Origin of the sequence: Brachybacterium aquaticum (assembly GCF_014204755.1) — a bacterium.
Lineage (GTDB): Bacteria > Actinomycetota > Actinomycetes > Actinomycetales > Dermabacteraceae > Brachybacterium > Brachybacterium aquaticum.
The window spans coordinates 3,246,381-3,259,711 of record NZ_JACHLZ010000001.1 but is presented as its reverse complement, the minus strand read 5'-3'; the positions used below and the strand labels follow the sequence as shown (position 1 = coordinate 3,259,711).

Below are 13,331 nucleotides of genomic sequence, written 5' to 3'. Positions count from 1 at the left end.
GCGCCCGGAGAACCCCCGCCGACGCGATCATGTCCGGTATACCGGACGGACGGGGTGCGAGCCTCGTCGGCCGCTGCGTCCCTTCAGCCGCCGGGTGAGCTCCGCGGCGGCGTCCTGCACCGCCGCCTCGAGCCGGGCGCGGGCCGCGTCGTCGACGCGCCGCTCGAGGTAGGTCAGCGCCACGGACGCCGCGGGCCAGCCGGTGTGGTCGTGCACCACGGCGGCGACCGAGGCGAGGTCCTCGGTGACCTCGCCGCGCTCCCTCGCCACGCCCTCGCGCCGCACCTGGGCGAGCAGCTCGCGCAGCTCCCTGGGCCGGGCGGGGCCGGTCACCTCGGTGCGGGCGGAGAAGTCGCCCGCGCTGCCGTACAGCGCCCTGACCTGCGCGGGCGGCAGGGCGGCGAGGATCGCACGGCCGCTCGCGGTGAGGTGCGCGGGGATCCTCACGCCGACGTCGGTGACCAGGCTCGGCCGGTTCCGCGCCCGCTCCTCGACCACGTAGAGCACGTCGCGGCCGTGGAGCACGGCGAGGTGACCGGACTCCCCCACCTCGTCGACCATCGCCTCGACCACGCGCCGCCCGATCCGGGCCAGCGGCTCCTGGCGCGCATAGGCGCCGGAGAGCTCGTGGGCCGACGGGCCCAGCCCGTACAGCCGCTCCTGGTCCAGGTGCAGCACGTAGCCGTGCTCGACGAGGGTGGCGAGGAGGTCGTAGGTGCGCGAGCGGGGAAGGTCCAGCTCCTCGGCGATCCGCGCGGCGGCGACGGGCGCGCGGCGGGAGGCGAGGAAGGTCAGCAGGCGCAGCGTCGCGTCCGCCGCGGGGACCTTCGGGGTCGTCATGACGCCCAAGGATGCCATCGCGGGGCCGCGGTCAGCGGCTCGGGCCCGCCGTCAGCTGCCCTGGGCCCGCAGGGCGCGCTGGGCCTCCCGCTCCGCGGTGACGAGCTCCCAGGTGCGCACGAGGCGCGGCAGAGTGATGATCACGAGGCCCCCGACCATGTTCAGCGGGATCACCCAGGCGCACCAGACCAGCCACTCGAGGTAGGTCGTCTCCGCACCGGCATGCATCGCCGCGAAGATCACCGAGGAGGTCAGCGCGCCGTGGAACATCCCGAGACCCACAACGAGCAGCCCGGAGACGAAGGAGTTCGCGAGCGTCGCGATCCCCTCGTCGGAGCCCTGGCTCATGCGGGTCACGAGAGTGATGGTGAAGCCGGCGAGGATCGCGAGGCAGGCTGTCTCGAGGGTGAGGCCCGACTCCATGTACGTCGCGGTCGACTCCAGCAGCACGTCCTCGAAGTGGGGGAAGGCGGCCACGATCAGCCAGGTCAGCGCCCATCCACCGGCGAGGTTGGTCACGAGCGTGACGCTCCACAGCCGCAGCAGCTGCAGCCAGGTGCCGTGCCCGGCGACGATCGCGTTGATCGGGACCAGGAACTCCTCCGTGAACAGCTCCGAGTGCGCCAGGCGCAGGGCGTACAGGCCGACCCCGAAGGCGAGCCCGCCCAGCAGCTTCGACCCGGTCGCATCGACCACCGCGAGCATCGCCAGCAGGCCCAGGCCCACGTCGATCCCGCCGAAGAGCCCGGTGACCACGAGCGCCCGCCAGGTGCGGTTCAGCCGGTTCGCGCCCTCGGTGACGGTGTTCTCGAACTCCTCGACGAGGGCGTCCTCGATCGCGTGGTCGTGCTCGCCGAGGCGCCGCCTCTCCGCGGCCTCACCGCGCGGCTCCTCGCCCCGCGCGTCCTCGCCGTGCGCGACTCCGCCGTGCGGGTCCTCACTGCGCGGGGCCTCGCGCGGGACGTCCCCGGTCTGCGCTGCGACATCTGCCATCGTGCCTCCTCGTCGTGGGTCGCGACCCGTCTCCGGGCATCCTGCCGCTCCCTGACCTCCCGGAACGCGGCCGTCGAGCGCCCCGCGTTCCCTGTCCGGCGGGCCGGACGGCGGCGATGCTCCGTCGGCCGACGGCGACGCTCACGATGCCATGATGGGGGGAACCTACCCCCTGGACCGCCGACGAGGAGCCTTCGATGACGACCTCTCCCACCCTCGCATCCGCGTGGACCGGCCGACACGACGGCGACGGGCGCGAGCACGCCCGCTGGCACCAGGCGGTGCAGGTCGTGGAGCCGGGTGCGGCCGTCGCCGCCGGCACCCCGGACCCGGCCGCCGACCACGTCGCCCTCCTCGGGTTCCGCTCCGACGAGGGCGTGCGCCGCAATCGCGGTCGCGTCGGCGCGGCCGACGGTCCCGCGGCCCTGCGCGCCGTCCTCTCCCCGCTGGCCCTCCACGGACCGCTCGCGACCGGCGAGGTCGCCCTGCACGACCTCGGCGATGCGGAGACGGCCGGCGAGGACCTCGAGCAGGGGCAGGCCGACGCCGCGGCGCTCACCTCCCACGCCCTGGACCGGGCCGGGTCCCGCCTGACGGTGGTGCTCGGCGGCGGGCACGAGACCGCCTGGTCCAGCTACCTCGGCCTCGTCGGCTCCGGGATCGGCCCGCGGGCCGGGCAGCGCTGGGGCGTGCTGAACCTCGATGCGCACTTCGACCTGCGCGAGGAGCCCCGCCCCACCTCCGGCACGCCCTTCGCGCAGATGGCCGAGGCCGAGCGCACTGCCGGCCGGGACCTGCGCTACGCGGTCCTCGGCATCGCCGAGCCCTCCAACACCGGGGTCCTCTTCGACCGCGCCCGCGAACTGGGCGTGACGTGGTGGACCGACCAGCAGTGCCTGGACGCCGGGGCCGACGGGATCCGTGGGTTCGTCGAAGAGTTTGCCGCGGACCTCGACGTGCTCTACCTGACCATCGACCTGGACGTCCTGCCTGCGGCAACCGCGCCCGGCGTCTCGGCACCCGCCGCCTACGGGGTGCCGCTGCCACTGGTCGCCGCCGCCGTGCGCGCCGCCGCCGGCACCGGGAAGCTCGCACTGCTGGACGTGGTGGAGCTGAACCCGTCCCTCGACATCGACGGGCGCACCGCCCGCGCCGCCGCACGCCTCATCGACGACGCCGTGCGGGGCGCAGTAGGCGTCGAAAGCGCCTGAACCCTGCCCTGCCCCGGGGCCACGGTGCCCCACGCGTCGGTACCCCGGGGCCACGGTGCCCCACGCGTCGGTATCACCGTCGGATACCGACACACCAGGCGCCCTGGCCGCCCCTTCAGCGCAGGCGCACGAAGGCGCGCAGCTCCGCGGGGTGGTCGCGGACCTCGGTGAAGCCGAGCGCCTCGTAGAAGGCGCGCTGCCCCGGCTCGGCATCGGTGAGCAGCACCTGCTGGCGCACGGCGGCGAACGGGGCGAGTGCCTCCTCGACGAGGCGTCGGCCGATTCCTTCACCCTGCGCGTCGGGCCTGACCAGCACGTCCTGCAGGTATGCGATGACGGCCCCGTCGCCCACCACGCGAGCGAGTCCCAGCAGTTCCCCGTCCCGTCGGGCGGCGACCACGCGCAGGCTTCCGGCGAGGGCGCGCTCGAGGAGCGTCGGGTCCTGGGTGTAGGCGCTCCAGCCCACGGCGTCGTACACGACGAGAGCGTCGGCGAGCACGGGCACCTCAGCGCGGACCTGCACGTCCCCGCTCACTCCCCCGTCCTCCCGTCGATGACCTCGCACAGTAGGTCGAGGTGGCCGAGGTGGCGCGCGTACTCCTCGATGAGGTGCGTGAGGATCCAGCGCAGGTTCACCTCGGCCCCGCCACGGTCACCGCGCACCGGCAGGTCGAGGTCCTCCCACTCGGCCTGGGCCTCGCGCGCGGCCGCGACCTGCGCACGGTAGATCTCGAGGTCCTCCGGCGCGCTCTCGGCGGTGCCGTCGAGGTGGTCGCCGTCGGGGTTCTCCGGGGCGCAGTACGGGTCGGGCTGCTCGTCGTCCCACAGCACCTCGCGCAGCCAGTACGCCTCCACGGTGCCGAGGTGACGGACGAGTCCGAGCGGGCTCAGCGGGGAGGGCGGGATCGGCCGACGCGCCAGCTGCTCCGGGGAGAGCCCGTCGATCTTGCGCAGCACCGCCGCGCGGAAGTACTCGAGCCAGGCGTCCAGCGACTCCCGCTCCCCGGCGAGCAGCGGCGGGTCAGCGGCAGGCGGGGGCGCGGCCGAGGGCGATGCGACAGGCTGCGGCACAGGGGACGGCAATGCTGCCGCGGCAGGGTTCGGCGTGGTCATGGCCCGCACTCTCGCACGCCGGGCCGTGCGCGGCGAGTGGATTGTCGGTGCCACGGCAGTGCCGACGTCGGTGCCGGGTCCGCGCACCCCGCTCACGATGCCTGACGCGTCGGTATCCCGGGGCCACGGTGCCTGAAGCGTCGGAGCCCCAGGGCCAAGACGCCTCACGCGTCGGAACCCCACGGCCAAGACGCCTCACGCGTCGGAACCCCACGGCCAAGATGCCTCACGCGTCGCTATCCCGGCACGAGGGGTGCAGTTTGCGTCGCTGTTCTGCGTTGTGGCGACGCAAACTGCACCCCTGCCCCCGGGGCACCGCCGCGCGAGAACGCCGCCGCGGAAGGACGGTCCCGAGAGTGGACGCAGACGCGAGAGGGCACCGCCGCGGGAGCGCAGGGCCGCCCCGGGGTAGCGACAGCTCAGAGCAGCAGCGTCTCCACCAGGGTCACCACCGACACCCCGGTCAGCAGTGCCGCGAACAGCAGGGTGAGGGTGGAGGGGCGGGCACGGGCGGAGAGCGGTCCGCCGAGGATCCCGCCGAGCGCGGAGCCGGCGGCGAAGATCAGCGTCACCGGCCAGTCGATCTGCACGTCGGTGCCCAGGCGCGCCAGCAGGCTCGCGGCGGTGGCGATGACCATGACCAGCAGGCTCGTGCCGGAGGCGCGGCGCATCGCCAGGCCCAGGGCGAGCACGAGCATGGGCACGACCATGAACCCGCCGCCGACGCCGAAGAAGCCGGTGAGGAACCCGGTGACCGTCGCCGCCGCGATCACCACGCCGAGTCGCGGCGAGGAGGACGGGGGCGGGGTGTGCGGAAGCTCGGGGGTGCCGTGGTGGCGGTGGATCCCGTCGGCCGATTCGACCGTGTCGGGGCCGGGCTGGTCCAGGACCGGATCGTCGTGGGTGGCGATCGGGGCGATGGTGTCGGCCTCGCCGGGGAAGCCGTGGGCGGCGGCCTCCGCCGTCTCGGCCCGGCGCGTGCGCACGCCGCGCACGAGCATGGCGACGGCGACGCCGGCGAGGAGCACGCCGAACAGGGTCAGCAGCACGTCGGCCGGGACCAGGGCGGACAGGCGCGAGCCGAGCACGGCGCCGACCACCGAGACGCCCGCGAAGACGAGGCCGCTGCGCCACTGGACGTTCCCGTTGCGGGCATGGTGGGGCAGGCTCACCAGGGCCGTGATCAGCACGATCACGAGGCTGGAGGCGGTCGCCTGGTGGGGCGGCATGCCCAGGAGGAAGACCAGCACGGGGACGGCGAGGATGCCGCCGCCGGCGCCGAGCGCCCCGACCACGACCCCCACCCCGATGCCGACGGCGACCGCGAGCAGGACCATCTCCATCGGGGGGTCTCCTTCTCGCGGTGCGGTCTCTCGTGGTGCAGCGTCGCCTCATCGTATCCACGGCTCGTCTCCACGGTCGCCGCAGGTCGGTGCGGCACCGCGGCCCGCCCCACCGCAGGCCCGCCCCGTCGGCCGACGGACCCCGGCCGATAGAATCGTCGGACCCTCACGGAGGAGGATCCCCCATGGTCCGCGACCTGTCCCCGAGCGCCCCGGCGCCGCTGGATCCCGCCTCCCCGGCGATGGGGGCGCGGATCGTGGAGGCGTGGCGGCGCGGTGCGCTGGTGCTGCCGCTGCGGGAGGACGAGTCGCCGCTGCGTCTGCCGGGCCTGCACAAGTCCGTGCTGCCGCCGTCGCTGTCCGGGCAGGCGCGGGTCACGCTCGCCGGGGTCGGCGAGCGCTTCGCGGCCTGGCGGGTGATCCCGCAGGAGAACGCGCCGGTCATCGCGCGGATCGCGCATGTCGCGCCCGACGAGCTGCATCAGGACCTCGGCCACGAGATCGCCGCGCTCACCCTGGTCCCGCCGGAGGTGGGGCCCGACCCGATCGCGGTGCACCACGACGCCGAGACCAGTCCGCTCGGCCACCCGTACGTGGTGACCACCGAGGTGCGCGGCACCGCCGCGGCCCCCGAGGCGTGGACCGGCGCGCACCTGAGCGCGCACGCGTCGCGGCTCGCGCACCTGCACTCGGTCCCGGCCCCGGGCCGCGGCCCGGTGACCTTCGGCGAGGAGCCGTGGAGTTCGGTGCCGGCCGGCCCGCAGCGGCTGCTGGCCGAGGTGGAGGGCGAGGTCGCCTCCTGGCGGGAGCGGCACGGGGCGGTCATCGCCGAGCACGGCCTGGAGCCCTTCCTCGACGCGGCGCTCGCGGAGGTCGCCGGCATCGAGGAGCAGATCGCGGGGCTCGAGGCCTTCGTGCTCTCCCACGGGGACCTGTGCGCGACGAACATCCTGTGGGACAGGGTCGACCCTGGCGGCGCCCCGCATGTGCAGTACATCGACTTCGAGTGGGCGCAGGGCGACGACCCCGCCCGCGACCTGGCGATCATCGGCGGCCCGGTGCACGGCGGGCCCTGGTACGTGCCGCTGGACGAGGAGCAGGTCGCAGGCTTCGTCAGCACCTATGTCGCCGCTCGTCGCGAGCTCGGACCCGTCACCGACGCGATCGCCGACACCGAGGCGCTGCGCTCCCGGATGCGGGCCTGGACCGCGTACGAGCGCACCGCGATGCTGGTCCACGTCGCGACCCGCGCCGCGACCCGGTCGACCCATCGCCGGGTGCTGCCGGTGCTGCGCAGCACCCTCGCCGCGCACCTCGGCCTGCCGGACTGATGAACCCCGCGGGGCTGTCCCTCACACCACACCGCTGACCTGCGCGGTGGCGTCCGCCCGCCCCGGTGTGCCTACGGTGGGCGGCATGGACGACTTCCTCAAGCACGCACCGAACGCCCCCACGGGGTACGTCGCGGCCGAGGCGGCGGGCCTGCACTGGCTCGCCGAGCCGAAGGCCGTGCCCGTGGTGGAGGTCCTCGAGGAGGGGAAGGACTCGCTGCGCCTCGCGCGGCTCGAGTCCGTCTCCCCCACCCCCGAGGCCGCGCGCGAGCTGGGCCGGGGCCTGGCGCGACTGCACGACGCCGGCGCCCCCGCGTTCGGGTTCGCCCCGGCGGAGCCCGCCTTCTTCGGCCCGCTCGAGAGTCCCTTCCCCGTCGCGACCGACCAGCGGGAAGACTTCGCGGACTACTGGGCCGAGGACCGTCTGCGCCCTCTCGCGGACAGGGTCACCCGCCTGCTCGGGGCCGACGGGCACGACACCGTCGACGAGGCCATCGACGTGATCGCGGACGGCGCCTTCGACGGCGTGAGCGGCCAGGGCGCCGAGCAGCCCGCCCGCGTCCACGGCGACCTGTGGGCCGGGAACGTGATGTGGACGGCGAGCGGCGCGAGCCTCATCGATCCCGCGGCCCACGGCGGGCACCGCCTCGAGGACCTCGCCATGCTCGCCCTCTTCGGCGCCCCGCACCTGGAGGAGATCTTCGAGGGCTACACCGAGGTCCACCCGCTGCCGGACGGCTGGGAGCAGGACCTGCCCGCGCACCTGTTCTTCGGCCTGCTCGCGCACGTGCACCTGTTCGGCGAGGGCTACGTGGACCGCGCCATCGCCACCGCCGAGGCGATCATCGCCCGCGCCGACGCGCTGGGGGCCTGAGGGCAGGCACGTCGGCGCGGCTCAGTGGTCGTGGCCCCCGTGCCCGCCCTCGGACTCCTCGCCGCCCGCGCGCACCTCGTACTCGCCCGTGGCGGTGCCGGTGGTCACCTGGATCTCGTGGGGGACGACGGGAAGGTCGAGCTCGCGGTAGATCTCGCCGCTCGCGACGTCGACCATGCTGAGCTTCTGGTTCGCGGGGTCGACGACGAAGGCGGTGCCGTCGGCGACGGCCATCATCGGACCCGCTTGCTGCCAGTCGTCGGGCTCGATCCACTTCTGGACGACCGGAACCTCGTGGAGGATCTCCCCCGTCTCGGGGTCCAGGATGTTCAGCTCGCCGTCGTAGGTGAGCACGAGCGCCTCGCCGGAGGGACCGCGGTCGAGGCTGCGGAACCAGTAGGGGGAGCCCAGGTCGACGATCTGCTGGGAGTCGTCGCGGGTGTCGAGCAGCGCGATCTCGGTGGGCCGCTCGATGCCGTCCTCGGGGTCGGCCTCCACCTTCTGGTCGGCCAGCACGATCGGCGAGGACGGGTGGCCCTTCTGGTTGCCGTTGCGCTGGTAGTCGGCGGCGGGGGCGATCTTGTGGAACTCGCCGTCGCGGTAGACGACCGCGCCGTTCTCGCAGCCCAGCGACACCACGTCGCCGGACTCGGTGGGCTGGGCGACGGCCTCGCCGTGCACGCCGGGGCAGTCGTCGGTCTCGGCGGTGACGTTCCCGTCCGCGTCCAGGACCTGCACGGTGGAGCGGGAGTCCTCGGTGCCCTGGGTGGTGAGGAGGCCGCCGCCGGTCAGCGGCACCGCGACCCCGTGGTGGGGGTCGTCGGTCGCGGTCTCCTCGAGCACGTCGAGCTCACCGTCGGCGAGGGCCGACGGGTCGATCAGGGTGATCGCGCCGGTGCCGTCGGCGAAGATCGCGGTGCGTCCGTCGTGGGGGACGACGTGGCCGGGGTGGGGCGCCTCGACGGAGAGGTCGGTGAGCGCGGGGGACTGCACGTAGTAGTGGAAGTGGTCACCGTGGCCCTGGGCGAGCAGACCGGTGTCGTAGAAGGTGACGGCCTCGCCCGCGCTGACGGCGACGTGGCGGCCGTCGCCGGCGGGGTTCAGGCGCGCGTAGCCGTCGAGCTCGCTGGTGCCGAGCACCGCGCCGTCGGCCGAGTCGATCGTGGTGACGCCGCCGTCGTGGGCGAGCACGATCCGCGGGGTGAGCGCGCCGACCTCGGTGCGGTCCGAGGCGGGGGCCTCGGAGGCAGCGCTCGTGGCGTCCGTCGTTCCGCCGTCGGACGCGCCGCCCGAGGTGGTCTCCGGGGTGCTGCAGGCCGCGAGGGCGAGGACGCCGAGGCTCGCGACCATCGCCGCCCCGCGCTTGCTGATACTCATTCTCATATAGGACATGCTCCGGAGGTTATCAGCAGATGCGCATGATTCTCATTAGCGCTCCGTGTGTGGACACCCGCGAACGCCGACGGGGCGGCGGACCATGCGGTCCGCCGCCCCGTCAGGTGCGGTCGTGCATGCGGCGCACAGGCGCCGCGGGGTGCTCAGATCACGCCGAAGGCGAGCATCGCGTCGGCGACCTTGCGGAAGCCGGCGACATTCGCACCCACCACGTAGTCGCCCGGGCGGCCGAGCTCCTCGGCGGTCTCGAGGCAGGTGGTGTGGATGTTCTTCATGATCTGGGTGAGGCGCTGCTCGGTATGGTCGAAGCTCCACGCGTCGCGACTGGCGTTCTGCTGCATCTCGAGCGCCGAGGTCGCCACGCCACCGGCGTTCGCGGCCTTGCCGGGACCGAAGGCGATGCCGGCCTCGCGGAAGGCGGCGACGGCCTCGGGGGTGCAGGGCATGTTCGCGCCCTCCGAGACGGCGAGCACGCCGTTCTTGAGCAGGGTGCGGGCGGCGGTGCCGTCGAGCTCGTTCTGGGTGGCCGAGGGCAGGGCGATGTCCACCGGGACGTCCCAGACGCTGCCGCCCTTCACGAAGCGGGCACCCTCGCCGCGGCGCTCCGCGTACTCGTGGATGCGGCCGCGCTCGACCTCCTTGATCCGCTGGAGCAGCTCGAGGTCGATGCCGTTCTCGTCGACGACATAGCCGGAGGAGTCCGAGGCGGTGATCGGGATGCCGCCGAGCTGACGGGACTTCTCGATCGCGTAGAGGGCGACGTTGCCGGAGCCGGAGACGGCCACGCGGCGGCCCTCGAAGGACTCACCCCGCGCCTTCAGCATCTCGTCGGCGAAGATCGCCGCGCCGTAGCCGGTGGCCTCCTTGCGCACCAGGGAGCCGCCCCAGTCCAGACCCTTGCCGGTGAGCACGCCGGCCTCGTACCGGTTGGTCAGGCGCTTGTACTGGCCGAAGAGGTAGCCGATCTCGCGGGCGCCCACGCCGATGTCGCCGGCCGGGACGTCGGTGTACTCGCCGATGTGGCGGTGCAGCTCGGTCATGAAGGACTGGCAGAAGCGCATGACCTCGCCGTCGCTGCGACCGTGCGGGTCGAAGTCGGAGCCGCCCTTGCCGCCGCCGATGGGCAGGCCGGTCAGGGAGTTCTTGAAGATCTGCTCGAAGCCGAGGAACTTCACGATGCCGAGATTGACGCTCGGGTGGAAGCGCAGGCCGCCCTTGTACGGGCCGAGCGCGGAGTTGTACTCGACGCGGAAGCCGCGGTTGACCTGGACGACCCCCTGGTCGTCCACCCACGGGACGCGGAAGATGATCTGGCGCTCGGGCTCGCACATCCGCATGAGGATGCCGTGCTCCTGGTACTCGGGGTGGCGGTCCTGGATGAGCTCGAGGGACTCGAACACCTCCCGCACGGCCTGATGGAACTCGGGCTCGCCCGGGTTGCGGCGCAGCACGCGGTCGAAGGCGTCCTGGAGCGTCGAGTCGAGCATCGCAGTCCTTTCAGGGGCCCGGGGCCCGGAGTCGCGGGGCCCTCGGGGATGGAGGGCGGAGCGGGGCCAGAGTACGCGTACGGACGCAGGGTGGGAACGGGACGTTCGGTGAGTGGTCATGCATGCACCTGTCTCCCCATGCAGAACTGAGGCGGGGCTCACAAGCGCGCCGCCGAGCACTCTCTCGACTCGGCTCGTTCAGGTTGCGTACGATCGTACACATGTCGCTCGCACCAGCCCCCACCCGCGTCCCCCCGGACGAGTCCGTCGTGCGTCGGGCGCGCCTCGCCGTCGGCGCCCTGTTCCTCACCAACGGCGCACTGCTGGCGAACCTGCTGCCGCGCTACCCGGAGGTGAAGGCGGAGCTGGGTCTCGCCAACTCGACCTACGGGCTCGCGCTCGCCGCCTTCCCGACCGGCGCGATCCTCGCCGGACTGCTCGCAGCGACCCTGATCCGGCGCCTCGGCTCCGCCTCCGTGGCGGCGCTCGGCACGGCGGCGACCGCGGCCGGTCTGCTCGCCGCGGCCTGGGCCCCAGGCGCGGCACTGTTCGCGCTCGCGCTCCTGGTCGCGGGCGCCTTCGACGCCCTCACCGACGTCGCGCAGAACGCGCACGGTCTGCGGGTGCAGCGCCACCTGGGCCGCTCGGTGATCAACTCCTTCCACGCGCTGTGGCCGGTGGGCGCGGTGCTCGGCGGCGTGATGGCGGCCGCGGCGATCGCGCTGGACGTGCCGCTGCGGATCCATCTGCTCATCTCCGGGCTCCTGTTCACGGTGGTCGCGCTGGTGGCGCGACGCTTCGCCCTGCCCGGCCGGGACACGGACGACGTCGCGCACGCGGCCGACGGGTCGGGCGCGACCGACGGGGAGGGCTCCTCGGGTGCGGCTGACAGCGTGAGCGCGGCCGATGGGGCCGGCGGCTCCACCGCCCCCGCGACCTCCCCGGCACCCCGTCCCGGGCGCGGCCGCACCGCCGCGATGCTCGGCGCGCTCGTGCTCATCGCGATCGCGGGCACGCTGGTGGAGGACGCGGGCAACTCGTGGGCGACGCTCTATCTCTCCCGCGATCTCGGCGCCCTCGCGACGGTTGCCGCGAGCGGCTTCATCGCCCTGGTGGGGGCGCAGTTCGTCGGGCGGATGCTGGCCGACGGGTTCGTGGACCGCTTCGGGCAGCGCGCGGTGGCCCGCAGCGGCGGGGCGCTCATCGCGCTCGGCATGGGGGTGGCGCTCGCGCTGCCCACGGTGCCGGGCACGATCGCGGGCTTCGCCCTGGCCGGCTTCGGCAGCGCGAGCCTCGTGCCGGCCGCGATGCAGCAGGCCGACGCGCTTCCCGGTCTGCGTCCGGGCACCGGCCTCACCGTGGTCTCGTGGCTGATGCGGCTGGGCTTCCTGGCCTCGCCGCCGCTCGTGGGGGTGGTGGCCGACGCGGCCGGGCTGCGCGCGGGGCTGCTCCTGGTGCCGCTCGCCGGCCTCGCGGTGGTGCTGCTGGCCGGGGTGCTCACCGGGCGTCGGCCGACGGGCTGACCCGCCCCTCCCCTGCGATGCGGGCGACGCCGTCGCGGGCGAGGCCGGGCGGGGGCGGCGTCAGGTGCAGGGCGCGCTGGATGACCAGGCCCTCGTTCAACGCGTCCAGCAGCGCGGCGGTGCGCTCGTCGACGAACGGGGTGAGGCAGGCACGGGTGCGGGCCATCCAGGCGCTGGTGATCTCGCGGAACTCGGGGCGGCGCGCCGCGAGGGTGTAGAGCTCGAGGGCGAGCACGAGCTCGCGGTCGGTGCCGAAGACGTCCAGGTCGATGTTCGCCTCGAAGCCGGCGAGCGCCTCCTCGAGGGTGGTGGCGTTCTCGGTGCGGCGCTCCACGCGCTCGGCGGAGCGGTCCGCGAAGCGACTGAACGCCTCGCGCAGCAGCTCGTCCATGCCGGTGAAGTGGTAGGTCATGGAGCCGAGCGGCACGTCCGCCGCGGCGGCGATGCGGCGGTGCGAGGTGCCGGCGACCCCGTGCTCGGCGATCACGTCCAGGCACGCGTCGATGATCCGGTCGCGGCGCGCGGGATCGTGGCGACGGCGGCGGGGCGAGGGCGCGGACGGCTCGGGCATGCCCCGACGATAGCGAGGCCGGCGCCCGGACCGGTCGGCCCGCCGCGGTCAGACCGCGGCGAGCGCCTTCTCGTAGGCGGCGTAGGTCGCGTCGTCGAAGAGCCAGAAGCGCAGCTCCTCGACGCCGCCGAGCTCCACGGCACCGGCCCGCAGGGTGTCGATCGCGATCCGGGCGGCGCGGTCGACGGGGAAGCGGTAGACACCGGTGGAGATCGAGGGGAAGGCGAGGCGGGTGAGCCCGTTCTCGCGGGCGACCTCGAGGCTGCGGCGGTAGCAGGAGGCGAGCTGGGCGTCGCGCCGGGCGCGCCCGGCGGCGTCGGCCCCGGCGGACCAGATGGGGCCGACGGTGTGGATCACGTGCACGGCGGGCAGGTCGTACCCGCCGGTGATCTTCGCGTCCCCGGTCTCGCAGCCGCCGAGGGTGCGGCATTCGGCGAGCAGCCCGGGCCCGGCCGCGCGGTGGATCGCACCGTCGACGCCGCCCCCACCGAGCAGGGTCGAGTTGGCGGCGTTGACGATCGCGTCGACCTCGCCGTCGCGGGTGATGTCCCCGCGGTGGAGGGTGATCAGGGCGTGATCCGTCGCATCGCTCATGCCCTCGAGGCTACGCGGGACCTCCTGGCTGCGCGGCGGGGACGGCGCCGGGGCGG

Annotated in this window: 13 protein-coding genes; 4 read left to right on the top strand and 9 right to left on the bottom strand. The window is 74.1% G+C overall.

Going from position 1 to position 13,331, the window contains the following annotated elements:
* Positions 1 to 27 precede the first annotated feature (27 nt).
* Together HNR70_RS14660 and HNR70_RS14655 are read right to left on the bottom strand one after the other, a co-directional pair.
* On the bottom strand, positions 28 to 840 hold the full coding sequence (locus HNR70_RS14660) for an IclR family transcriptional regulator (RefSeq protein ID WP_184326304.1): 813 nt from the start codon (positions 838 to 840) through the stop codon (positions 28 to 30).
* 51 nt (positions 841 to 891) lie between these two features.
* Complete coding sequence (locus tag HNR70_RS14655) at positions 892 to 1,833, bottom strand: formate/nitrite transporter family protein (RefSeq protein ID WP_246375249.1); 942 nt, start codon at positions 1,831 to 1,833, stop codon at positions 892 to 894.
* Positions 1,834 to 2,030: 197 nt separating this feature from the next.
* On the opposite strand from HNR70_RS14655, the gene hutG reads away from it, so the two are divergent.
* Complete coding sequence (gene hutG, locus HNR70_RS14650) at positions 2,031 to 3,044, top strand: formimidoylglutamase (RefSeq protein ID WP_184326303.1); 1,014 nt, start codon at positions 2,031 to 2,033, stop codon at positions 3,042 to 3,044.
* Positions 3,045 to 3,159: 115 nt separating this feature from the next.
* Here hutG and HNR70_RS14645 read toward each other — a convergent pair whose 3' ends face one another.
* The 3 genes from HNR70_RS14645 to HNR70_RS14635 all read right to left on the bottom strand — a co-directional run bounded on the left by HNR70_RS14645 (position 3,160) and on the right by HNR70_RS14635 (position 5,500).
* Positions 3,160 to 3,579 carry a GNAT family N-acetyltransferase gene (locus HNR70_RS14645; protein ID WP_184326302.1) on the bottom strand — a complete coding sequence of 140 codons (420 nt, stop codon included), beginning with the start codon at positions 3,577 to 3,579 and terminating at the stop codon, positions 3,160 to 3,162.
* Positions 3,576 to 4,157 (bottom strand): DinB family protein, encoded by a 582-nt coding sequence (locus HNR70_RS14640; RefSeq protein WP_184326301.1) that lies wholly within the window; start codon positions 4,155 to 4,157, stop codon positions 3,576 to 3,578. The genes HNR70_RS14645 and HNR70_RS14640 overlap by 4 nt, the downstream gene beginning before the upstream one ends.
* Before the next feature lie 419 nt (positions 4,158 to 4,576).
* Entirely contained in the window at positions 4,577 to 5,500 is a 924-nt protein-coding gene (locus HNR70_RS14635) for a sulfite exporter TauE/SafE family protein (RefSeq protein WP_184326300.1), read from the bottom strand.
* A gap of 185 nt (positions 5,501 to 5,685) precedes the next feature.
* Here HNR70_RS14635 and HNR70_RS14630 point away from each other — a divergent pair, with 185 nt between their 5' ends.
* Both HNR70_RS14630 and HNR70_RS14625 read left to right on the top strand, forming a co-directional pair.
* A complete protein-coding gene (locus tag HNR70_RS14630; RefSeq protein WP_184326299.1) occupies positions 5,686 to 6,831 on the top strand; it encodes a phosphotransferase family protein in 1,146 nt (381 codons plus the stop codon).
* 85 nt (positions 6,832 to 6,916) lie between these two features.
* On the top strand, positions 6,917 to 7,705 hold the full coding sequence (locus tag HNR70_RS14625) for a fructosamine kinase family protein (protein WP_184326298.1): 789 nt from the start codon (positions 6,917 to 6,919) through the stop codon (positions 7,703 to 7,705).
* A 21-nt stretch (positions 7,706 to 7,726) separates the two neighbouring features.
* Here HNR70_RS14625 and HNR70_RS14620 read toward each other — a convergent pair whose 3' ends face one another.
* Positions 7,727 to 9,082, bottom strand: a complete 1,356-nt coding sequence (locus HNR70_RS14620) for a hypothetical protein (RefSeq protein ID WP_246375248.1) — start codon at positions 9,080 to 9,082, stop codon at positions 7,727 to 7,729.
* Between the two features lie 161 nt (positions 9,083 to 9,243).
* Positions 9,244 to 10,587, bottom strand: coding sequence for an NADP-specific glutamate dehydrogenase (gene gdhA / locus HNR70_RS14615; protein ID WP_184326297.1), 1,344 nt, complete (start codon positions 10,585 to 10,587; stop codon positions 9,244 to 9,246).
* A gap of 221 nt (positions 10,588 to 10,808) precedes the next feature.
* Here gdhA and HNR70_RS14610 point away from each other — a divergent pair, with 221 nt between their 5' ends.
* The gene (locus HNR70_RS14610) at positions 10,809 to 12,110 is read left to right on the top strand and encodes an MFS transporter (protein WP_184326296.1); all 1,302 of its coding nucleotides are present in this window, start codon (positions 10,809 to 10,811) and stop codon (positions 12,108 to 12,110) included.
* Here HNR70_RS14610 and HNR70_RS14605 read toward each other — a convergent pair.
* Both HNR70_RS14605 and HNR70_RS14600 read right to left on the bottom strand, forming a co-directional pair.
* Positions 12,085 to 12,681, bottom strand: a complete 597-nt coding sequence (locus tag HNR70_RS14605) for a TetR/AcrR family transcriptional regulator (RefSeq protein WP_184326295.1) — start codon at positions 12,679 to 12,681, stop codon at positions 12,085 to 12,087. The genes HNR70_RS14610 and HNR70_RS14605 overlap by 26 nt on opposite strands.
* Positions 12,682 to 12,729: 48 nt before the next feature.
* Entirely contained in the window at positions 12,730 to 13,275 is a 546-nt protein-coding gene (locus HNR70_RS14600) for an O-acetyl-ADP-ribose deacetylase (RefSeq protein WP_184326294.1), read from the bottom strand.
* Between the last annotated feature and the right edge of the window lie 56 nt (positions 13,276 to 13,331).